Source organism: Bradyrhizobium sp. CCBAU 11361, assembly GCF_028128935.1.
GTDB lineage: Bacteria > Pseudomonadota > Alphaproteobacteria > Rhizobiales > Xanthobacteraceae > Bradyrhizobium > Bradyrhizobium niftali.
On sequence record NZ_LBJZ01000199.1, the window covers coordinates 249,824 to 271,218 of the forward strand.

The window sequence follows — 21,395 nt, forward strand, 5'->3', positions numbered from 1 at the left end:
CGGCGTAGAGAGCGCGCACCCTGATTGTGCTCTTCTGTCGCAGCACGCCGTGATGGAACTCGACTCACAATCCGGTGAGACCCGGAAAGCGCCCTGAACTCAGCACGATAGGTCGTGTGACATTGGGCCGCCTGCACTATGCGTTGCATCGCAGCACGCCCACTCTATTTTGAGGGCGTCAGCCGCGTGGAATGGCCCAGAATGGGCCCGCGCGGAGCGTGATCAGTTTCAACAACATCGGGGCACCCCACTTCATGTCAGGACTTCGTGCGCGATCGGCATGCGTTGCAATGATGCTCGCGGCCTTTGCGCCGCTGCTGGGGGCCTGCGACGAATCCAGCTCCGCGGTGTCCGCCGCGCCGCCGGCCGACCCTGACGTCAGCATCGTCGTCGTCAAACCGCAGCCGCGTGCCGTGGTGCGCGAACTGCCTGGCCGCATCGCGCCGACGCGCGTTTCCGACGTGCGGCCGCGTGTCTCCGGCATCGTGGTCGAACGCCTGTTCCGCCAGGGCAGCGAGGTGAAGGCCGGCGATGCGCTCTATCGCATCGACGCGCGTCCGTTCGAGGTCGAGGTGATGGCCAACGAGGCGGCGCTGGCCAAGGCCGAGGCTGCGTTGATGCAGGCGAGACAGCAGGCGCACCGCGTCGCCACCCTCACCAAGGATCGCGCTGCGCCGGAAGCCGAGAACGAGAAGGCGATCGCGACCGAACGCCAGGCCCATGCCGAGGTCGAAGGCCGCAAGGCCGACCTCGCGCGCGCCAAGCTCAATCTCGACTATGCCACCGTGCGCGCGCCGATCGACGGCGTGGTCGGTGCTGCGCTCGTCAGCGAAGGCGCGCTCGCGGTGCAGAACGAGACCAATCTCGCCACCATCCAGCAGCTCGATCACATCTATGCCGATTTCACCCAGTCGGTGAACGAGCTCAACCAGCTCCGCCGCGCCTTCGAGAGCGGCGACCTCGAGCGCATCGCGGCCGATGCCGCCAAGGTGCGGCTCGTGCTGGACGACAACACGCTCTATTCGCTCGACGGCAAGCTGCTGTTCTCCGATGCCAAGGTCGATGCCCATACCGGCCAGGTGACCTTGCGCGGCGAGTTCCGCAATCCCAAGCGCGAGCTTCTCCCGGGCATGTATGTCCGCGTCCGCATCGACCAGGGCCTCGATTCCGACGCGATCGCGGTGCCGCAGCAGGCGATCCAGCGTAACGGCGGCGGCGGCAGCGAGGTGTTCGTCGTCAAGGACGACAATCACGTTGCGGTGCAGCCGGTGCGCACCGGCTCGGTGCAGGACGGCATCTGGTTCGTCACCGACGGCCTCAAGGCCGGCGACAAGGTCGTGGTCGAAGGCTTCCAGAAGTTCGCGGCCGGCGACAAGGTCAAGCCGCAATCCTGGTCGGAGGCGGACGCGACCGCGGACAATCGGCACGCCCAGAAGCTCACGCGGTAACGCTCGCGCCGCAAGTGTCGTCCTCATCCTGAGGAGCCCGCCGAAGCGGGCGTCTCGAAGGATGGCCGCGGGCGAGAGCCGGGCCTTCATGGTTCGAGACGCGCGTTCCGCGCTCCTCACCATGAGGATTAATGAAACAACGAGGGTAAGCGCCAAATGGCGAGTTTCTTCATCGACAGGCCGATCTTCGCCTGGGTGGTCGCGCTTTTCATCTGCCTGATCGGCGCGATCTCGGTGCCGCTGCTGCCGATCGCGCAATATCCGATCATCGCGCCGCCCTCGATCTCGATCTCGACCAGCTATCCCGGCGCCTCGCCGGAAAACCTCTACAACAGCGTCACGCGCCTGATCGAGGAGGAGCTCAACGGCGCCTCCGGCATCCTCAATTTCGAATCGACCAGCGACTCGCTCGGCCAGGTCGAGATCATCGCCAATTTCGTGCCGGGCACCGACACCAGCGCGGCGTCCGTCGAGGTGCAGAACCGCATCAAGCGCGTCGAGGCGCGCCTGCCGCGCGCGGTGATCCAGCAGGGCATTCTGATCGAGGAAGCCTCGAGCGCGGTGCTCCAGATCATCACGCTGAACTCGACCGACGGCAGCCTCGACGAGGTCGGCCTCGGCGACTTCATGATCCGCAACGTGCTCGGCGAGATTCGCCGCATCCCCGGCGTCGGCCGCGCCACGCTCTATTCGACCGAGCGCAGCTTGCGCGTCTGGGTCGATCCGGCCAAGCTCGTCGGCTATGGACTGACCGCCGACGACGTCAACAAGGCGATATCAGCGCAGAATGCGCAGGTCGCCTCGGGCAGCATCGGGGCCGAGCCGTCGACGTCGACCCAGCGCACCTCCTCGCTGGTGCTGGTCAAGGGCCAGCTCTCCTCGCCTGACGAATTCGGCGCCATCATCCTGCGCGCCAATGCCGACGGTTCGACCGTGCGCCTGCGCGACGTCGCGCGCATCGAGGTCGGCGGCCTCAGCTACCAGTTCAACACCCGCCTCGACGGCAAGCCGACCGCGGGCCTGTCCGTGCTGATGTCGCCGACCGGCAATGCGCTGGCGACCGCGAGCGCGGTCGAAGCGAAGATGAAGGAGCTGTCGCGCTTCTTCCCGGCCAACATCTCCTACGAGATCCCCTACAACATCACGCCCGTGGTCGAGGCCTCGATCAAGAAGGTGCTGTCGACGCTGGTCGAAGCGGTGGTGCTGGTGTTCGTGGTGATGTTCCTGTTCCTCCAGAACATCCGCTACACCATCATTCCGACCATCGTGGTGCCGGTGGCGCTTCTGGGCGCCTGCACCACGCTGCTGCTCGCCGGCTATTCCATCAACATGCTCTCGATGTTCGGCATGGTGCTCGCGGTCGGCATCCTCGTCGACGACGCCATCGTCGTGGTCGAGAACGTCGAGCGCATCATGAGCGAGGAGGGGCTGCCGCCGAAGGAGGCGACGCGCAAGGCGATGTCGCAGATATCAGGCGCCATCATCGGCATCACGCTGGTGCTGATGGCGGTGTTCGTGCCGATGGCGTTCTTCCCGGGCTCGGTCGGCATCATCTACCGCCAGTTCTCGGTGACCATGGTAGCCGCGATCGGCTTCTCCGCCTTCCTCGCGCTGTCGCTGACGCCGGCGCTGTGCGCGACCCTGCTCAAGCCCGTCGCGGCCGGCCACGGCCATGCGAAGAAGGGCGTGTTCGGCTGGTTCAACCGCATGCTCGAAGGTGGCAGGGAAGGCTATTCCCGCACCGTCGGCTTCTCGCTGAAGCGCACCGGCCGCCTCATGCTGGTCTATGTCGCACTGCTCGTCGGCCTGTCCTGGGCCTTCGTCAACCTGCCCGGCGGCTTCCTGCCCGTCGACGACCAGGGCTTCGTCACCACCGACGTGCAGACGCCGTCGGACTCGTCCTACCCTCGCACCGAAGCCGTGATCGAGAAGGTCGAGAAATATCTGGCGCAGCGGCCGGGCGTCGACAACGTCACCTTCCTCACCGGCTTCAGCTTCTCCGGTCAAGGCATGAACACCGCGCAGGCCTTCATCACCTTGAAGGACTGGTCCGAGCGCGGGCCGAAGGATTCGGCCGCCGCGATCGTCGCCGACATCAACCGGGATCTGTCGTCGTCGATCCGCGACGCGAAGATCTCGGCGCTGCAGCCGCCGCCGATCGACAATCTCGGCAACTCCTCGGGCTTCTCGTTCCGTCTCCAGGACCGCGGCCAGAAGGGCTATCCGGCCCTGATGCGCGCCGCCGACCAGCTGATCGCGGAGGCCAACGCGAGCGCGGTGCTGCAGAAGGTCTATGTCGAAGGCCTGCCCGAGGCCGGCGTAGTCAATCTCGTGATCGACCGCGAGAAGGCCGGCGCCTTCGGCGTCACCTTCGAGGACATCAACAACACGATCTCGACCAATCTCGGCTCGAACTACATCAACGACTTCCCCAACCGCGGCCGCATGCAGCGCGTCGTGGTGCAGGCCGACGCCCGCGACCGCATGCGCACCGAGGACATCCTCAACTACAACGTCAAGAACAGCCGCGGCCAGCTCGTGCCGTTCTCGTCCTTCACCACGGTGGAGTGGGCGCGCGGCCCGACGCAGATCGCCGGCTTCAACTATTATCCGGCGGTGCGTATCTCCGGCGAAGCCAAGCCCGGCTTCACCTCGGGCGACGCCATCGCCGAGATGGAGCGCCTCGCCGGCAAATTGCCGCGCGGCTTCGGCTATGAATGGACCGGCCAGTCGCTCCAGGAAAAGCTGTCGGGCTCGCAGGCGCCGTTCCTGCTCGCGCTCTCGGTGTTCGTGGTGTTCCTGTGCCTCGCCGCGCTCTACGAGAGCTGGACGATTCCGCTCGCGGTGCTGCTCACCGTGCCGCTCGGGATCGTCGGCGCCGTGATCGCGGCGATGCTGCGGGGGCTGCCCAACGACGTCTATTTCACCGTCGGCCTGATCACCATCATCGGCCTCGCCGCGAAGGACGCGATCCTGATCATCGAGTTCGCCAAGGACCTGCGCAAGGAAGGCAAGCCGCTGGTGGACGCCACGATCGAAGCCTGCCGCCTGCGCTTCCGCCCGATCCTGATGACCGGCCTTGCCTTCATCTGCGGCGTGCTGCCGATGGCCATCGCCCACGGCGCCGGCGGCGCCAGCCAGCAGGCGCTCGGCAGCATCGTGATGGGCGGCATGATCGCGGTGGTGATCCTGGCGCTGCTGATGGTGCCGGTGTTCTTCGTCTCGGTGCAGCGCGTGCTGGCGGGAGATCGGGAGACGGTGGCGGAGGAAGGCGAGGGCTACGGGCCGCCGGCGCCGGTGCGACCGACGTAGCCTCCGTCGTCATTCCGGGGCGCGCGTCAGCGCGAACCCGGAATCCATCGCGAGACAATCGCTGCGGATGAATGGATTCCGGGCTCGCGCCAAGAGGCGCGCCCCGGAATGACGACGTGGAGGGGCCTTCGCGCTACGCCTACTTCCGCAACACCTTCACCAATTCGCCGTGCACGAACTCATTGCCGCACACGACGTGCCCGGTCACCAGCGGATCGCCCGGCGTCGGGATGTCGGTCACCGTTCCGCCTGCCTCGCGCACCATGATCATGCCGGCGGCGATGTCCCAGGACTGGAGATCGCGCTCCCAGTAGCCGTCGAGGCGGCCGGCGGCGACGAAGGCGAGGTCGAGGGAGGCGGCGCCGAAGCGGCGCAGGCCCGCGACGCGGTCCTGGATCGCGGTCATCTCGCGGCGGAATTCCTCGTGGTCGCCGCGGCCGATATGGGGCAGGCCGCAGGCCACCACGCATTCGTTGAGCTGGCGGCGGCCGGCCACGCGCAGGCGCTGGTCGTTGAGGAAGGCGCCCTTGCCGCGCTCGGCGATGTAGAGCTCGTCATTCGCAGGATTGTAGATCACGCCGGCGATCACCGTGCCCTCGCGTACGAGGCCGATCGAAATGGCGAATTGCGGGATGCCGTGCAGGAAGTTGGTGGTGCCGTCGAGGGGATCGACGATCCATGTGTGGCTCTTGTCGGTGCCCTCGCGGGTGCCGCCCTCTTCGCCGATGAAGCCGTAGCCGGGCCGGGCCTTGGCGAGGTCCTGGTAGAGGATCTCCTCGGCGCGCTTGTCGGCAAGCGAGACGAAATTGGCCGGCCCCTTCAGCGAGACCTGGAGATGCTCGATCTCGCCGAGATCGCGCTTGAGGCTGCGGCCGGCGCGGCGCGCGGCCTTGACCATGACGTTGATAGTTGCGGAATACAGCATGAGCTTCCGGTCTTGATCGGGGGAAATGGCGCTAAAACGCGCCTGTTTGGGGATTGGGTGCCCTGTGAGGGGGCTAACGTCAAGTCATTGCGTCAAGTCATTTGGTCCCGAGCCATTTCCTGGCGGCGGCCTCCGCCTTGGCCCGATTCTCGGCCGGCAGATCGGACAATTGCTTGTCGAGCTCCGGATCGCCCTTGCCGGCGGTCTTCGCCACCAGGTGCCATTTGAACCCCTCGACCTTGTCCACGGACGTGCCCATGCCGTTGATCAGCACCCAGGCCAGGCGGTTCTGCGCGATCGCGCTGCCCTGGCGGGACGCCTTGCGGAGCAACGCGACAGCCGCCGGTTGGTTCTTCGGCGTGCCGGTGCCGTTGAACAGCGCGATGGCATATTCGACCTCGGCATCGACATTGTCGGTCAGCGAGGCCGCCTGGAGCAGCCGCACCGCCCTTTCGGGGTCCTTCGGCACGCCGGTGCCTTCCTTGTAGAAGGTCGCCAGCGCGTATTGCGCCTCGGGCAGGCCGGCATCGGCCGCCTGGCGCAGCAGCTCGGCGGAACGCTTGACGTCCTGCGGCAGGGTCTGGCCGTCGAGATAGAGCAAGGCGAGGTTATAGGCCGCCTTGGGCTCGCCGAGCTTGGCGGCGGAGGCCATCAGCTTCACCGCCTCGCCCTTGTCGACCGGGCCGCCGCGGCCGGAAATGCGCAGCATGGCGAGCGCAAACATCGCCTCGCGGTCGCCAGCGTCGGACGCACGCTTGTACCATTCCAGCGCCTTGGTGTAATCGCGGCGGATGCCCATGGCGTTGGAGTAGAGCTCGCCGAGCATGGTCATCGCCTTGGGATCGCCTGCCTGCGCGCGGGCGGTGGCGAGCTCGAAGGCCGTCTTGTACTGGCCGCGCTGATAGGCGCCGTACACCAGGTCGACATTGGAATTGTCGGTCGGAGGCGCCGGGATCACGGTCGCGGGCAGCGCCGGCTTGGGCGAGGCAGACGGCTTCGGCGCCGGGGCGGCCTCCTTCTTCTTGGCGGGCGCGGGCGGCTTGGCTTTCTGCTTCTCGGCGGGCGGGCTCGGCGTTGCGGCCGGCGGCGTGATCTGGAGCTGCGCGGCCGCGGGCACTGTGAGCAGCAGCGTGGCCAGGATGGTGATGCGCGGGAGCTTCATGTCGGGCGCTAGCCGTGCTCGCCCGCAGGATTTTGGCTTGCGGGCGCGGTCGCATGGGCCTTCTTGATCGCAGCGTCGGCCTCGATCAGCGCGGCCTTGGCCCCGCGCGGATCGGCCCAGATGAACTCGCCGACCAGCACGAAATCGGCGCCGCTGGCGGCGAAGTCGTAGGCCTCTTCCAGCGAGGTCGCAAAGCCGACGCAGGGCGGCTCGAACAGCTCGGCCCACCAGTCCAGCCGCTCGGCAATCGCCTGGGACGACGGCCGCTGGCCCTTCGCGTCGGGCTCGCCGAACAGCAAATAGTCCGCGCCCACCTCGCCCGCATCCATGGAATGGTGCCGCGTCGTCAGCCCGCCGACGCCGGCGATGCGATCGGGCTTGAGCGATGGCAGGGCCTCTTTCAGCGCGGCGATGCCGGGCAGGTGCGCGCCGTCGGCGCCACCGCGCGCGACCAGTTCGGCATGGCCGTCGATCAGTAGCGCGGCGCCGGCCTTCTGGACCGGCGGCGCGAGCGCCTTGATGTGCGAGATCATGGTGCGCTGGTCGGTCTCCTTCAACCGCACCAGCACGGCCGCGACGTCGGACGAGGCGAGCAGGCCCGGCAGTTCGGCAATGAGCGAAGCCGGGTCATCGACAACGGGCGTCGCGAGATAAAGGCGCGGCGCCGGGCGCGGCGGAGGCGATTTGTTCGACAAGATCTAGGCTGCCTTCTTTTCCAGGCTACTTTGCCATTCGCCTTTGGAGGCGAGGCCGTTCATCTGCGCGCGATGGCTGAAGGCGCGCTGTCCGGCCGCGACGTTCTCGGCCTTGCCCGACCAGGCCTTCTGCGGCGCGGCCTGCAGCGCGCGGCCGTAGGAGAAGGTCAGGCCCCAGGGCAGCGGACCGAGCTTGTGCATGGCGTTGAGATGCGCGGTTGCCTCTTCGTCCGACTGGCCGCCGGAGAGGAAGGCGATGCCGGGCACCGCGGCCGGCACGCAGGCCTTGAGCAGCCGTATCGTCTTCTCCGCGACGTCCTCGACGGAGGCCTGCTTCGCGCACTTCTTGCCTGAGATCGCCATGTTCGGTTTCAGCACCATGCCTTCGAGCGCGACGCGCTGCACGCGCAATTCCTGGAAGGTCTTGTTGAGCACGCGCTGGGTTACTTCATAGCAGCGGTCGATGTCGTGGTCGCCGTCCATCAGCACCTCCGGCTCGACGATCGGCACGATCTGCGCGGCCTGGCACAGCGCGGCATAGCGCGCCAGCGCGTGGGCGTTGACGCCGATCGCGGTCATCGAGGGGATGCCCCGGCCGTCAGTGCCGCTGCCGATGTCGATCACCGCGCGCCATTTGGCAAAGCGCGCGCCGCGCTCGTAATATTTCTTCAGGCGTTCGGCGAGCTTGTCGAGCCCGACGGTGACGAGCTCGCCCGGGCACATCGGCAGGGCTTGCGTGCCTTCGTCGACCTTGATGCCGGGGATGGCGCCGCTCTGTTCGATCAGCTTCACCAGCGGCGTGCCGTCCTTCGCATCCTGCCAGATCGTCTCGTCATAGAGGATCACGCCGGAGATGTACTGGCTCATGGCTTCCCTGGATCGGAACAGCATCTCGCGGTAGTCGCGGCGGTTTGATTCCGTCGATTCCACGCCGATCGCGTCGAAGCGCTTCTTGATGGTGCCGGAGGATTCGTCGGCGGCAAGAATGCCCTTGCCGGGCGCAACCATCGCGGTCGCGATCCTGTTGAGCTCAGTCAGATTCATCGAGAGGTCCTCCCAAAACGATTCTGCCCTTGCCCATGAAAATAGACCGTTCTCGGGCAAATGCCGAGTTAACGTTCGTCGCAGGGTAAAGGGGCGGGAGGTCAGGGTTCTTCGCCTCTCCCCGCTTGCGGGGAGAGGCCGGAATGCGCGCTGAAAGCGCGTATTCCGGGTGAGGGGGACTCTCCGCGAGTCCAACTGCCAGCGCCCCCGGGGAGACTCCCCCTCACCCCAACCCTCTCCCCGCAAGCGGGGCGAGGGAGAGGATAGGGCGCAGCTAGCCTTACGCCACCGCGCGATCGTTACGCAACGCGGGGATTGAGCTCGCCCTTGGCGTAGCGCTTGGCCATCTCGGCGGTGGTCAGGACCTTCTTGATCTTGGAGGCCTGCCCTGCGGTGTTGAACTCCTGGAGCCGCTGCTTGCACAGCTTGGTCATCGCTTCCATCGCGGGCTTCAGGTACTTGCGCGGGTCGAACTCTTCCGGATTGTCCTTGAGCACCTTCCGGATCTGGCCGGTCATCGCCATGCGGTTGTCGGTGTCGATGTTGATCTTGCGCACGCCGTTCTTGATGCCACGCTGGATCTCGGCGACCGGCACGCCCCAGGTCGGCTTCATCTTGCCGCCATAGGTGTTGATGATGTCCTGGAGGTCCTGCGGCACCGAGGACGAACCGTGCATGACGAGATGCGTGTTCGGCAGCTTGCGGTGGATCTCCTCGATCACGTTCATGGCGAGGATGTCGCCGTCCGGCTTGCGGGTAAATTTGTAAGCACCGTGAGAAGTCCCCATCGCGATCGCGAGCGCGTCGACCCTGGTCTCCTGGACGAACTTCACGGCCTCGTCCGGATTGGTCAGGAGCTGGTCGTGGCTCAGCTTGCCTTCGGCGCCGTGGCCGTCTTCCTTGTCGCCCATGCCGGTCTCGAGCGAGCCGAGCACGCCGAGCTCGCCCTCGACGGAGATGCCGCCGAGATGGGCCATGTCGGTCACGGTCTTGGTGACGCCGACATTGTAGCCCCAGTCGCCGGGGGTCTTGCCGTCGGCCTTGAGCGAGCCGTCCATCATCACCGAGGTGAAGCCGGCCTGGATCGCGGTCATGCAGGTCGCGGGCTCGTTGCCATGGTCGAGATGCACGCAGACCGGGATGTGCGGATAGATCTCGGTCACCGCGTCCATCATGTGCTTGAGCATGACGTCGTTGGCGTAGGAGCGCGCACCGCGCGAGGCCTGGATGATGACGGGCGCATCGACCTGGTTGGCGGCGTCCATGATCGCCAGCGCCTGCTCCATGTTGTTGATGTTGAAGGCCGGTACGCCGTAATCGTTCTCAGCCGCATGGTCGAGCAATTGACGTAACGTGATCCGAGCCATGTGTCTTTTTCTCCGGTTTGGGCCTTCGGGCCCCGCTAGCTACTTGTCGACTGACTACTTGATGCGCAGGACCTCGACGCCGGGCAGTGGCTTGCCTTCCATCCATTCAAGAAATGCGCCACCGGCGGTCGAGACATAGGTGAAGTCACCGGCCACATGGGCCTGGTTGAGGGCCGCGACGGTGTCGCCGCCGCCCGCGATCGAGATCAGCTTTTTCGCCCTGGTACGCTCGGCGGCGTGCTTGGCGGCCGCGACCGTGCCGCGGTCGAACGGCTGCATCTCGAAGGCGCCGAGCGGCCCGTTCCAGACCAGCGTCGCCGCGTCGTCGATCGCGGCGTGGACGCGGGCGACCGATTGCGGGCCGACGTCGAGGATCATGCCGTCGGCCGGGATCGCATCGAGGCCGTAGGCGTGGGACGGCGCGTTGGCCGCGAAATGATAGGCCACCGTGGCGTCGACCGGCAGGATGATGGCGCAGTTGGCGGCTTCCGCCTTCTCAATGATCCGCAGCGCGGTCGGCGCGAGATCCTTCTCGGCCAGCGACTTGCCGATTCCGACGCCCTGGGCGTGCAGGAAGGTGTTGGCCATGCCGCCGCCGATCACGAGCGCGTCGACCTTGCTGACGAGGTTTTCGAGCAGGTCGATCTTGGTCGAGACCTTGGCGCCGCCGATGATCGCGATGACGGGCTTGGTCGGCGAGCCCAGCGCCTTCTCCAGCGCATCGAGCTCGGCCTGCATGGTGCGGCCGGCATAGGCGGGAAGCTTGTGGCCGAGGCCTTCGGTCGAGGCGTGGGCGCGGTGCGCGGCCGAGAAGGCGTCATTGACCCAGATGTCGCCGAGCTTGGCCAATTCCGCGACGAAGGCGGGATCGTTCTTTTCCTCTTCCTTGTGGAAGCGGGTGTTTTCCAGGCACAGGATGTCGCCATCCTCGAGTGCCGCCACGGCCGTTGCCGCCGGCTCGCCGATGCAGTCGTCGGCAAACGCGACGGGCTTGTTCAGGACCTTCGACAGCGCCTCAGTGACGGGCTTGAGCGACTCCTTGGCATCGCGTCCCTTCGGCCGGCCGAAATGCGCGAGCAGGATCACCTTGCCGCCCTTGTCGGCGAGCTCGGTGATGGTCGGCGCGACGCGCTCGAGCCGGGTTGCGTCGGTGACGCGCCCGTTCTCCATGGGCACGTTGAGGTCGACGCGCAGCAGCACGCGTTTGCCCTTCACGTCGACGTCGTCGAGGGTGCGGAATTTGGCCATGTCCTGATCACTCGTTCGCTGGCGACGCTACTGCGCATCGCGCTCGGGTGGATTGCCTTCCTGCCTGGTCGTCACTTTGCTTCCCTGGCGCATGCCATACGCGATCAATGCGAACAGCAGAATGACGCCAGGAATTCCGATCCAGGCAGGAAGCATAACGCTCCCCTTAGATCACCTTCGCGATCGCGACCGCGGTGTCGGCCATGCGGTTCGAGAAGCCCCACTCGTTGTCGTACCAGGACATCACGCGCACCAGCGTGCCGTTCTGCACCTTGGTCTGGTCCTCGTGGAAGGTCGAGGAGTGCGGATCGTGGTTGAAGTCGATCGAGACGTTCGGCGCATTGGTATAGCCGAGGATGCCCTTGAGCTGCTGCTCGGAGGCGCGCTTCATCGCCGCGTTGATTTCCTTCACGTCGGTGGCGCGCTTGGCGATGATCTTGAGGTCGACGACCGAGACGTTCGGGGTCGGCACGCGGATCGCAACGCCGTCGAGCTTGCCCTTCAGTTCCGGCAGCACCAGACCGATCGCCTTGGCGGCACCGGTCGAGGTCGGGATCATCGACATCGCCGCCGCGCGGCCGCGATAAAGATCCTTGTGCATGGTGTCGAGCGTCGGCTGGTCGCCGGTATAGGCGTGGATCGTGGTCATGAAGCCGGTCTCGATGCCGACGAGATCGTTCAGGACCTTGGCGACGGGCGCGAGGCAGTTCGTCGTGCAGGAACCGTTGGAGACGACCAGGTGATCCTTGGTCAGCGTGTCGTGGTTGACGCCGTAGACGATGGTGGCGTCGGCGCCGTCGGCGGGCGCGGAGACCAGCACGCGCTTGGCGCCGGCGGTCAGATGCGCGGAGGCCTTGTCCTTCGAGGTGAAGATGCCGGTGCATTCCAGCGCGATGTCGACGCCGAGATCCTTCCAGGGCAGCTTCGAGGGATCGCGCTCGGCGGTCACCTTGATCTTGCCGCCTCCGAGGTTGATCGAATCGCCGTCGACGGTGACGGTGCCGGGGAAGCGGCCGTGAACGCTGTCGAAGCGGAGCAGATGGGCATTGGTCTCGACCGGGCCGAGGTCGTTGATGCCGACCACCTCGATATCCTTGCGGCCGGACTCTGCGATCGCCCGCAGGACGTTGCGGCCGATACGACCAAAACCGTTGATTCCAACGCGGACTGCCATCTTTCGTCTCCTTCAATGACCGTTGTCATCCCGCCGGACGCGCGGCTAACGCGTCAGCGAGGGTTTTTTAGGGCGGACGCCCGGTTCGGCCGGGCGGTGCTTGATCATATGGGACGTTACGTAGTCCTTTTTTTTGGCAAGCTCAACTCTCAGGAAACGCGCTTCAGCACGGCGTTAACCGCAGCCTCGGCGGTAATGCCGAAATGCTTGTAAAGGTCCTTCGCCGGCGCGCTCGCGCCGAAGGAATGCATGCCGACAAATTCGCCATCCTGGCCGATCACGGCATCCCAGCCCCAGCGCACGGCGGCCTCGATCGCGACCTTCACCGGCGCGTTGCCGATGATCTCGGCGCGCTTGGCTTCTGGTTGCGCTAACAAAAGCTCGAGCGAAGGCACCGACACCACCCGTGACGGGATGCCGCGCTCGGCGAGCTGCTTCTGGGCGGCGACCGCGATCTCGACCTCGGAGCCGGAAGCGAACAGCGTCGCCTTGGCTTCGCCCTGCGCCGGAACCAGCTCGTAGGCGCCGGCCGCGCAAGGATTGTCGTTCGGCACGGTGGTGCGGAGCTGCGGCAGGTTCTGCCGCGTCAGCGCCAGCACGGTGGGGCCGTCGATGCGGTTGAGCGCGAGCTCCCAGCACTCGGCGACCTCGATGGAGTCGCAGGGACGGAACACGCGCATGTTGGGAATGGCGCGAAGCGCGGCGAGATGCTCGACCGGCTGATGGGTCGGGCCGTCCTCGCCAAGGCCGATGGAGTCGTGCGTCATCACATAGACGACACCGGCGCCCATCAGCGCGGCAAGGCGCATCGCCGGGCGCGCATAGTCGGTGAACACCAGGAAGGTTGCGCCGTTCGGCGCGAAGCCGCCATGCAGGAAGATGCCGTTCATCGCGGCGGCCATGCCGTGCTCGCGGATGCCGTAATGGATGAAGCGGCCCTTCGGCGTCTTGGCGGAGAAGGCGATCGCCGACTTCGCCTTGTTGTTGTTGGAGCCGGTGAGGTCGGCCGAGCCTGCGAGGAACTCCATCGGCATCGCGCCGGCGATGACTTCGATCACGGCTTCCGAGGATTTGCGGGTGGCCGCAACCAGCGGCTTTTCCAGCAGCTCCTTCTTGTACGCGCGAACCGCCTTTGCGAGCGAGGCGGGACGCTCATGGCGCAGGCGGCGCTCGAACTCGGCGCGCTTGCGGCTGCCGAGCTCACCGAGCCGTCCTTCCCATTCCTGGCGAGCCACGGCGCCGCGGCTGCCGGCCGCGCGCCAGGCCTTCAGCACGTCGTCGGGCACCGAGAACGGCTCGAGCGAGATGCCGAGATTTTCCTTGGCGGCCTTGAGCTCCTCGGCGCCGAGCGCCTCGCCATGCACCTTCGACGTGCCGGCCTTGTGCGGCGCGCCGAAGCCGATGGTGGTGCGGCAGGCGATCAGCGTCGGCTTGTTCGACTTCTTCGCGCGGGTGATGGCGTCGGCGATCGCTGCCTGATCTTGGCCGTCGATCTTCTCGGCGGCCCAGCCGGCGGACTTGAAGCGCTTCACCTGGTCGACGGAATCGGCGAGCGAGGTCGGGCCGTCGATCGAGATGCCGTTGTCGTCGTAGAGCACGATCAGCTTGTTGAGCTTCCAGTGTCCGGCCATCGCGATCGCTTCCTGCGACACGCCTTCCATCAGGTCGCCGTCGGAGGCGAGCACGAAGGTGTGGTGGTCGACGATCTTCTTGCCGAACTCGGCGGCGAGCATCTTCTCGGCGAGCGCCATGCCGACCGCGGTCGAGATGCCCTGGCCGAGCGGGCCGGTGGTGGTCTCGATGCCCTTGGTGTGGAAGTTCTCAGGGTGGCCAGGCGTCAGCCCGCCGAGCTGGCGGAACTGCTTGAGCTGGTCCAGCGTCATCTCGGCATTGCCGGTGAGATACAGCAGCGAATAGAGCAGCATCGAGCCGTGGCCGGCCGAGAGCACGAAGCGGTCGCGGTCCGGCCAGGCGGGCGCGGCGGCGTCGAATTTCAGGAATTGCGTGAACAGCACCGTGGCAATGTCGGCGGCGCCCATCGGCAGGCCCGGATGACCCGATTTCGCCTTCTCGACAGCGTCCATCGAAAGGCCGCGGATCGCGTTGGCCATGCGGGTGTGGTCGACCTGCGTCTGGGCCATACGGGTGGCATCGAGCTGCATCATGATGAAAATCCGTCTGGAATGAGGTGCTTGATGGCCCTGTGCGCCGCGCTGGATCGAGCCTGGCGGTCACGGGAGGTTGGGGGCTGGATAGCATCTCGGTTCCGGGAGTCCAAGGCAATCAAACGCCGGTTTGGCCGCAAAAGTTGCTTACGGCATGATCCGGAAAAGCCGCAGCCGCGGATCATGCAGATCCGGAACCAGCCGGCCGGCATGCCGAGGGCCGATCTATCGGTGCATAGTTTCGCGGCGACGTTGCGATTTGCTAGCTTGCCACGTAAATTTCTGCTTCTAACCGCTTGCCGAACCGAGTCTTTTGCCGGGCGGCAAGCCCCGATGCAAAGGCCACCAAGGTCCGCCGCTGACCGCATGAACGATCGCGTTTCCAACAGTTCCGCCATGACCGAGTCCTCCGCCGTCGAGATCGAGATCGCGACCCGCAGGCTCATGGCGGCGCTCGACGCGCTCGAAAGCGCGGTCGAGCGGCGGCGCGATGCCGATCGCGACGAGAACGAACTCGCTGCGCGAATCCAGGCACTCGGCGCGGACCGCTCGCGGCTTGCGGATGAGCTCGATGGTGCGCTGGTGAAGGCGCGCAAGCTCGAGCGCACCAATCGCGAGATCTCCGACCGGCTGGATTCCGCAATCGTCACGATACGCTCGGTGCTCGATACCGGAGAGGATGGATGAGCCACATCAACGTCACCATCAACGGCCGGCAATACCGCATGGCCTGCGAGGAGGGCCAGGAGGTGCGGCTGCTCAAGCTCGCCGAAAGCCTGGAGACGCGGATTCAGTCACTGCGTGGAAAATTCGGCGAGATCGGTGATGCCAGGCTCACGGTGATGGCGGCGCTGACCGTCTGCGACGAACTCGTCGACGCCGGCAACCGCGTCCGCGCCATGGAGCAGGAATTGACCGAGCTGCGGGATTTCCGCAATGCCGCCGTCGAGCGCGCCAGGATGACGCAGAACGCGGTGGTGAACGCGTTGAACGCCGCCGCCGAACGCATCGAGAAATCGACCCAGGTCCTGAACCGGACCGTCGGCAACGGGATCGCGATCGGCTGACCGTTGGCGTCTTCCTTTGTGGCCATGGTTCGAGACGCCCGCTTTTTGCGGGCTCCTCAGGATGAGGTCTTGTTTGCGGGATATCTTGGACCCTTATGGTGAGGAGCCCGCCCCAAGCGGGCGTCTCGAACCATGCAGGCCGAGCATTATCGCCGTATCCCGGCGGCCACGTGGGATCGCTCTGGTGATTCGTCAGTATCGTTGTTACATTGCGCAGGCGAGGCTGCGACGCGCGTCCGGAGCCATATATCCCCGGGGCCTTATCGATCCTTTAGGGAACTGTCCCTGGCCGGGCCCGTGGGCCCGGACATATGGTGCCCACCTACTTTCGTAGGGAACTCCGGGATCGAGTGCTTCAACGGCGTCCGCGGCTTCGCACTTTTGTTTGCTTGGTTTGTGCTTGTCGAAATTGCGTCCCCGACACGCTTGCGGTTCAATCAAAGTCTCGGTGTCATGCCCCGGCTTGCCGTCTTCGCTAAAGCTTCGCCGGCCGCGCATCTGCGTAGGCCCGGCATAGCGTAGCGGAGCCGGGACCGGGGCATCCAGTACGCCGCGGCGTCTCGGTTCTTGCAACTGGCGTCTCTGGAATACTGGATCGTCCGCATTCGCGGACGATGACAGCGGAGCAAGGCTCTGCCTTCGGGGAAAAGCGCGCATGTCCAACTCCAAAGCCGAACTCCGTGCCAAAGCCCTCGCCATACGCGACGCGCTGAGCGAGAAGAAGCGCACCGCCGCGGCCACCAAGCTCGCCAAGCGCGGGCTGCCGTTCAAGCTGCTGCCGGGCAGCATCGTCTCCGGCTATTCGCCGATCCGCAGCGAGATCGATCCGATGCCGCTCTTGAGGAAGCTCGCCGAGGAGGGCGCAAGGCTCGCGCTGCCTTGTGTCACCGCGCGCGGCCAGTCGTTGGTCTTCCGCATCTTTCATCCGAACGACCGTCTGATGCTCGGTCCGCTCGGCATTCCCGAGCCGTCGCCGGCGGCCGCCGAAGTCATTCCCGACATCATGCTGACGCCGCTCGCGGCCTTCGACCGCCTCGGCCACCGCATCGGTTATGGTGCGGGACATTACGATTTCACCTTCGCGCACTTGCGCAAGACCAAGCAAATCGTCGGCATCGGGCTTGCCTTTGCAGCACAGGAGATCGAGGCGGTTCCGGCACTATCCCACGACGTCGCGCTGGATTATGTGCTAACGGAATCGGACGTGTTCGATTTCCGGAGTTCTGAAGTTGCGCATTCTCTTCGTGGGTGATGTCGTCGGCCGTAGCGGCCGCAACGCCATCGCCGAATATCTGCCCGGCATGGTCAAGGACTGGTCGCTCGATTTCGTCGTCGTCAACGGCGAAAATTCCGCCGGCGGCTTTGGCATCACAGAAGCGATCTATCAGGAGTTTCTCGATGCCGGCGCCGACGCGGTGACGCTCGGCAATCACTCCTGGGACCAGCGCGAGGCGCTGGTGTTCATCGAGCGCGCCGACCGCCTGGTGCGGCCCGCGAACTATCCGCGCGGCACGCCCGGCCGCGGCGCCGCGCTGGTCGAGACCAAGAACGGCAAGCATGCGCTGGTCGTCAACGCCTTGGGCCGCGTCTTCATGACCCCGTTCGACGATCCCTTTGCGGCGCTGGAGCGCGAGCTCGGCGCCTGTCCGCTCGGTGTTGCCGCCGATGCCATCGTCGTCGATTTCCATTGCGAGGCGACCAGCGAGAAGCAGGGCATCGGCTTCTTCTGCGACGGCCGTGCCAGCCTCGTCGTCGGCACGCATACGCACGTGCCGACCGCCGATCACCAGATCCTCACGGGCGGCACCGCCTACATGACGGATGCCGGCATGACCGGCGACTACGATTCCATCATCGGCATGCAGAAGGAAGAACCGCTGCGCCGGTTCACGTCGGGGATTCCCTCCGGCCGGTTCGAGCCGGCTGCGGGGGTGGCGACGCTCAGCGGCATTGCGATCGAGACCGACGATGCAACGGGCCTCGCACTGCGCATCGCGCCGGTGCGTGTCGGCGGCCGGCTTGAGCCGACGACGCCGAGGTTCTGGTTGAGCTAGCTCCGCAAACTCAGTGTCGTCCCGGCCTAGTGCGCAATTACGCACGGGGGCCGGGACCCATAACCACAGGGAGTGGTTTGGCGCGACGCTGGCAACCACGAGTCTTCGCCAAACTCCTCCCTGTGGTTATGGGTCCCGGATCTGCGCTTCGCTTGTCCGGGACGACGGCGGAGATTGATGCGCGCGATTGCGCATCAATCTCGCCGCAGATGGCTGCGCGCTACTCCGCCGTCTGCTGCCTCAGCTCCGCGACATCCTTCGCCGTCAGCTTCGAGCCCTTGGTGCCGAACCGCGCCGTGACGTAGTTGGCCACTGCCGCGATCTCGTCGTCCGTATATGCGTTGCCGAATGCCGGCATCGACAGCGCACCGTCAGGCGTATGCCGCTTGGTGCCTGAGATCACGATCTGCGCGACGTTGGTGGCGGCGGGGTCGTTGACGGCCCAGGTGCCGGTGAGCGTTGCCATCGGCGAGACCGGGCTCTCGCCGCTCCAGCCGTGGCAGCTGGCGCAGGCGCTGGCGAACACCTTCTTGCCGCGGGCGTCGGCCGTGACGCCGTCGCGGTGCGAGGCGGGCGCGACTGGGGCGGTGGTGGCGGGGAGGTCGGGCGAGGGCACCGGCGGCACGCTGCGCAAGTAAGCAACGATGCTGCTGATGTCTTCGGGGGCGAACTGGCTAAAGCTGTGGTCGACGGCTTCGCCCATCGGACCCGAGGCCGAGCCGTGGCCCGGTGCATGGCCGAGCGACAGATACGAGATCAGATCCTCGTCGCGCCAATTGCCAAGGCCCGTGGCCTTGTCGGAGGAGATGTTGAAGGCACGCCAGCCGGCGGTGATGGCGCCGCCGAACTTCTTGCGGTTATCCAGTGCGAAGCCGAGATTGCGCGGCGTGTGGCACTCGCCGCAATGCGCCAGCGCCTCCGCAAGATACGCACCGCGATTCCATTCCGGGCTCTTCGACGTATCGGGTGCAAAGCGCGTGTCCGGATTGAACACGGCCGACCAGAAGATCATCGCCCAGCGCTGGTTGAACGGGAAGGACAGCGTATTGTCAGGCGCCTTCGCGCGCACCGCCGGCAGGCTGAACAGATACGCCTTCACCGCCAGCACGTCCTCGTCGGTCATGAAGGTGTAGGAGGTGTACGGCATCGCCGGATAGAGCCGCGCGCCGTCATTGCGCTTGCCGTGCTGGACCGCGTTCAGAAAATCCTGGTCGCTGTAATTGCCGATGCCGGTGTCCTTGTCCGGCGTGATGTTGGTGGAATAGAGCGTGCCGAACGGCAGCTTGAAGGCGAGCCCGCCGGAATAGTCCTTCTCGCCCGGCTTGGTGTGGCAGACCATGCAGTCGGCCGCCTTCGCCAGATACTCGCCGCGCTCGACCGGGCTCGCTTTCTCCAGCTTGGCCGGCACGCCGGTCGGCTTGCCGGCGCGGTAATCCGCCAGCGCCACTTTCTTGCCGCCGGCGAAGTCGAGCGGGCCGGGCCCGCGGATGATGAAGACGCCGAGCGCCACCGCGACGATGGCGATCACAATGAGGCTCGCGAGGATACGCATCTTGCCGCTCATGCCTTTTTCCCCGCAGCCAGCAGTTTCCGGTCGATCGGCAGGCGCCGCAGTGCCACGCCGGTTGCGGCGTAAATCGCGTTGCGCAGCGCCGGCGGTCCCGCCGTCGTGCCGGTCTCGCCAATTCCGCCGGGGGCCTCGCCGCTCCTAACGACGTGAACCTCGATCTTGGGCGTCTGATTGATCCGCAACATCCGATAGTCATTGAAGTTGGATTGCTGGACTCGCCCCTTGTCGATGGTGATCTCGCCGTAGAGCGCGGCGGTAAGGCCGAAGATCAGCCCGCCCTCGACCTGAGCCACGATCGTATCGGGATTGACGGCGATGCCGGTATCCACCACCGAGGTCGCGCGGCGTAGATTGATCTCGCCTTGCTCGTCGACCTCAGCTTCCACAACGGTTGCGATGAAACTCCCGAAAGACGGCTGCAAGCACACGCCGCGCCCGACGCGCGCCGGCAAGGGTTGACCCCAATTGGCTTTCTCTGCCGCAAGATTGAGGACGGACAGGAAGCGTGGTTGATTGGCCAGCATTCCACGGCGAAACTCGACCGGGTCTTTGCCCGCCTTGCGCGCCAGTTCGTCGATGAAGCATTCGACCGCAAACACGTTGTTGTTGGGCCCGACCCCGCGCCAGAACCCCGTTGGTATCGCCGGCGGTTCGGCCCGCACATACTCGACGTGGACATTCGGGATGTCGTAGGGCACGTCGGTGGCGCTGTCGATCGCGTCGATATCGATGCCCTTCTGGAAGGCCGGCGGCAGCCAGCGCGCGATGATCGCAGCGCCGGCAATCTTGTATTTCCAGCCGACGATCTTGCCGGCCGACAAGGTCGCTGCGATCGTATCGCGATAGACCGGTCGATAGATGTCGTGCTGAATGTCTTCCTCGCGGGTCCACACGACCTTGACCGGCCCGTCGACCTCTTTGGCGATGCGAACGGCCGCGACCACCATGTCAGGCTCGAGCTTGCGGCCGAAGCCGCCGCCCAGCAGGTGATTGTTGACGGTCACCTTCTCGACCGGGAGCCCGGCCGCCTTTGCCGCCTCCGACTGCACGCGCGCCATGATCTGCGTTCCGGTCCAGATTTCGCAGGAATCGGGCGTGCAATGCACCGTGGCGTTCAACGGCTCCATCGTTGCGTGGGCGAGAAACGGCAGCTCGAACGAAGCTTCGAGTTTTTCGCCGCTCGCGAGGCCCTTGGCGATGTCGCCGGTGGATTTGGCGACCACGCCGTCCTTTGCGCTGGCGGCGCGCAAATCGTCCCAAATCGCTTTCGAATTGATCTTTGCGTTCGGTCCCTCGTTCCACGCGATGTCGAGCGCGTCCAGGCCTTTTTTCGCCGCCCACATGTGATCGCCGACGACGGCGACGAGATCGTCGAGCACGACGATCTTTCGCACGCCCAGAATCTTCTTCGCGGCACGATCATCGACCTTGCCGACCTTGCCACCGAAAACCGGGCACTGCGCCAGCGTTGCGAACTTCATGTTCGGCACGATGGCGTCGATGCCGTAGACCGCCTTGCCGTTGACCTTCTCGGGCGTATCGAGCCGCTTGAACGGCTGGCCGATATAGACGAAATCCTTGGGGTCCTTGAGCGGGACGTCCTTGGGCGGCGTCTGGCCGCTCGCGGCAGCCGCAAGCGCGCCATAGGAGAGCGTCCGGCCGCTCGCCTTGTGGGTCACCTCACCCTTCGACGTCGTGCAACTGGCGGGATCGACGTTCCATTGCGCAGCGGCAGCCTGCACCAGCATGGCACGCGCGCTGGCGCCGGCTTCACGCAGCGGCTTCCAGAATGCTCGGACCGATGTGGAGCCACCGGTCGCCTGAATGATGAAAATCGGATTGCCGTAAAGCTTTTCGTTGGCCGGTGCGTGCAGCAGTTGGACTTTCGACCAATCCGCGTCGAGCTCTTCCGCCAGGATCATCGCGATCGCAGTGTAGATTCCCTGTCCCATCTCGACCTGCGGCATCACCAGCGTGGTCGCACCTTCAGGGTCGATCCGGATGAAGGCGTTGGGCGCGAACTTGCCGTCGGTCGTATCCTTCGGCTGCACCGGCTCGTTGACGGCGGCGCGCAGCGGCAGGTGGAAGGCGAGCAGGAAACCGGTGGCGAGACCCCCGGTCAGGAGCGTGCGGCGGGAGACGCTGTTGTGTGCATTCATGGCGG

The 21,395-nt window shown here is 65.7% G+C and carries 17 protein-coding genes and 1 other RNA gene; 7 read left to right on the forward strand and 11 right to left on the reverse strand.

Annotation, left to right across the window (positions count from 1 at the left end; genetic code table 11):
* Positions 1-254: 254 nt before the first annotated feature.
* Entirely contained in the window at positions 255-1,448 is a 1,194-nt protein-coding gene (locus XI08_RS42700; protein WP_271579013.1) for an efflux RND transporter periplasmic adaptor subunit, read from the forward strand.
* 156 nt (positions 1,449-1,604) lie between these two features.
* Positions 1,605-4,760 carry a multidrug efflux RND transporter permease subunit gene (locus tag XI08_RS42705; protein ID WP_271579014.1) on the forward strand — a complete coding sequence of 1,052 codons (3,156 nt, stop codon included), beginning with the start codon at positions 1,605-1,607 and terminating at the stop codon, positions 4,758-4,760.
* Between the two features lie 139 nt (positions 4,761-4,899).
* Here the strand turns inward: XI08_RS42705 and XI08_RS42710 are convergent, their stop codons facing one another.
* The 9 genes from XI08_RS42710 to tkt all read right to left on the reverse strand — a co-directional run bounded on the left by XI08_RS42710 (position 4,900) and on the right by tkt (position 14,540).
* Positions 4,900-5,685, reverse strand: coding sequence for an inositol monophosphatase family protein (locus tag XI08_RS42710; protein ID WP_027544183.1), 786 nt, complete (start codon positions 5,683-5,685; stop codon positions 4,900-4,902).
* Positions 5,686-5,782: 97 nt separating this feature from the next.
* The gene (locus tag XI08_RS42715; protein ID WP_271579015.1) at positions 5,783-6,847 is read right to left on the reverse strand and encodes a tetratricopeptide repeat protein; all 1,065 of its coding nucleotides are present in this window, start codon (positions 6,845-6,847) and stop codon (positions 5,783-5,785) included.
* 8 nt (positions 6,848-6,855) lie between these two features.
* Positions 6,856-7,542 (reverse strand): thiamine phosphate synthase, encoded by a 687-nt coding sequence (locus tag XI08_RS42720; RefSeq protein ID WP_271579016.1) that lies wholly within the window; start codon positions 7,540-7,542, stop codon positions 6,856-6,858.
* Between the two features lie 3 nt (positions 7,543-7,545).
* Positions 7,546-8,586 (reverse strand): class I fructose-bisphosphate aldolase, encoded by a 1,041-nt coding sequence (locus XI08_RS42725; protein ID WP_271579017.1) that lies wholly within the window; start codon positions 8,584-8,586, stop codon positions 7,546-7,548.
* Between the two features lie 299 nt (positions 8,587-8,885).
* Positions 8,886-9,953 (reverse strand): class II fructose-bisphosphate aldolase, encoded by a 1,068-nt coding sequence (gene fba, locus XI08_RS42730; protein ID WP_092186765.1) that lies wholly within the window; start codon positions 9,951-9,953, stop codon positions 8,886-8,888.
* A 54-nt stretch (positions 9,954-10,007) separates the two neighbouring features.
* A complete protein-coding gene (locus XI08_RS42735) occupies positions 10,008-11,201 on the reverse strand; it encodes a phosphoglycerate kinase (protein ID WP_271579018.1) in 1,194 nt (397 codons plus the stop codon).
* Between the two features lie 27 nt (positions 11,202-11,228).
* On the reverse strand, positions 11,229-11,357 hold the full coding sequence (locus XI08_RS42740; protein ID WP_256374866.1) for a hypothetical protein: 129 nt from the start codon (positions 11,355-11,357) through the stop codon (positions 11,229-11,231).
* A gap of 10 nt (positions 11,358-11,367) precedes the next feature.
* Positions 11,368-12,375 carry a type I glyceraldehyde-3-phosphate dehydrogenase gene (gap, locus tag XI08_RS42745; RefSeq protein ID WP_271579019.1) on the reverse strand — a complete coding sequence of 336 codons (1,008 nt, stop codon included), beginning with the start codon at positions 12,373-12,375 and terminating at the stop codon, positions 11,368-11,370.
* A gap of 149 nt (positions 12,376-12,524) precedes the next feature.
* Complete coding sequence (gene tkt, locus XI08_RS42750) at positions 12,525-14,540, reverse strand: transketolase (RefSeq protein WP_271579020.1); 2,016 nt, start codon at positions 14,538-14,540, stop codon at positions 12,525-12,527.
* A gap of 366 nt (positions 14,541-14,906) precedes the next feature.
* Here tkt and XI08_RS42755 point away from each other — a divergent pair, with 366 nt between their 5' ends.
* The 5 genes from XI08_RS42755 (at position 14,907) to XI08_RS42775 (ending at position 17,661) form a co-directional block, all read left to right on the forward strand.
* Positions 14,907-15,227 carry a DUF4164 domain-containing protein gene (locus tag XI08_RS42755; protein ID WP_020608063.1) on the forward strand — a complete coding sequence of 107 codons (321 nt, stop codon included), beginning with the start codon at positions 14,907-14,909 and terminating at the stop codon, positions 15,225-15,227.
* Positions 15,224-15,607, forward strand: a complete 384-nt coding sequence (locus XI08_RS42760; protein ID WP_027544175.1) for a cell division protein ZapA — start codon at positions 15,224-15,226, stop codon at positions 15,605-15,607. The genes XI08_RS42755 and XI08_RS42760 overlap by 4 nt, the downstream gene beginning before the upstream one ends.
* Positions 15,608-15,824: 217 nt before the next feature.
* Positions 15,825-15,985, forward strand: a non-coding RNA gene (gene ssrS, locus XI08_RS42765) — 6S RNA.
* Between the two features lie 277 nt (positions 15,986-16,262).
* A complete protein-coding gene (locus XI08_RS42770; RefSeq protein ID WP_271579021.1) occupies positions 16,263-16,859 on the forward strand; it encodes a 5-formyltetrahydrofolate cyclo-ligase in 597 nt (198 codons plus the stop codon).
* Complete coding sequence (locus XI08_RS42775) at positions 16,837-17,661, forward strand: TIGR00282 family metallophosphoesterase (RefSeq protein ID WP_271579022.1); 825 nt, start codon at positions 16,837-16,839, stop codon at positions 17,659-17,661. Before XI08_RS42770 ends, XI08_RS42775 begins: the two co-directional genes overlap by 23 nt.
* 220 nt (positions 17,662-17,881) lie before the next feature.
* Here XI08_RS42775 and XI08_RS42780 read toward each other — a convergent pair whose 3' ends face one another.
* Together XI08_RS42780 and XI08_RS42785 are read right to left on the reverse strand one after the other, a co-directional pair.
* Entirely contained in the window at positions 17,882-19,225 is a 1,344-nt protein-coding gene (locus XI08_RS42780) for a c-type cytochrome (RefSeq protein WP_271579023.1), read from the reverse strand.
* A complete protein-coding gene (locus XI08_RS42785; RefSeq protein WP_271579024.1) occupies positions 19,222-21,390 on the reverse strand; it encodes a xanthine dehydrogenase family protein molybdopterin-binding subunit in 2,169 nt (722 codons plus the stop codon). The genes XI08_RS42780 and XI08_RS42785 overlap by 4 nt, the downstream gene beginning before the upstream one ends.
* Positions 21,391-21,395 lie beyond the last annotated feature (5 nt).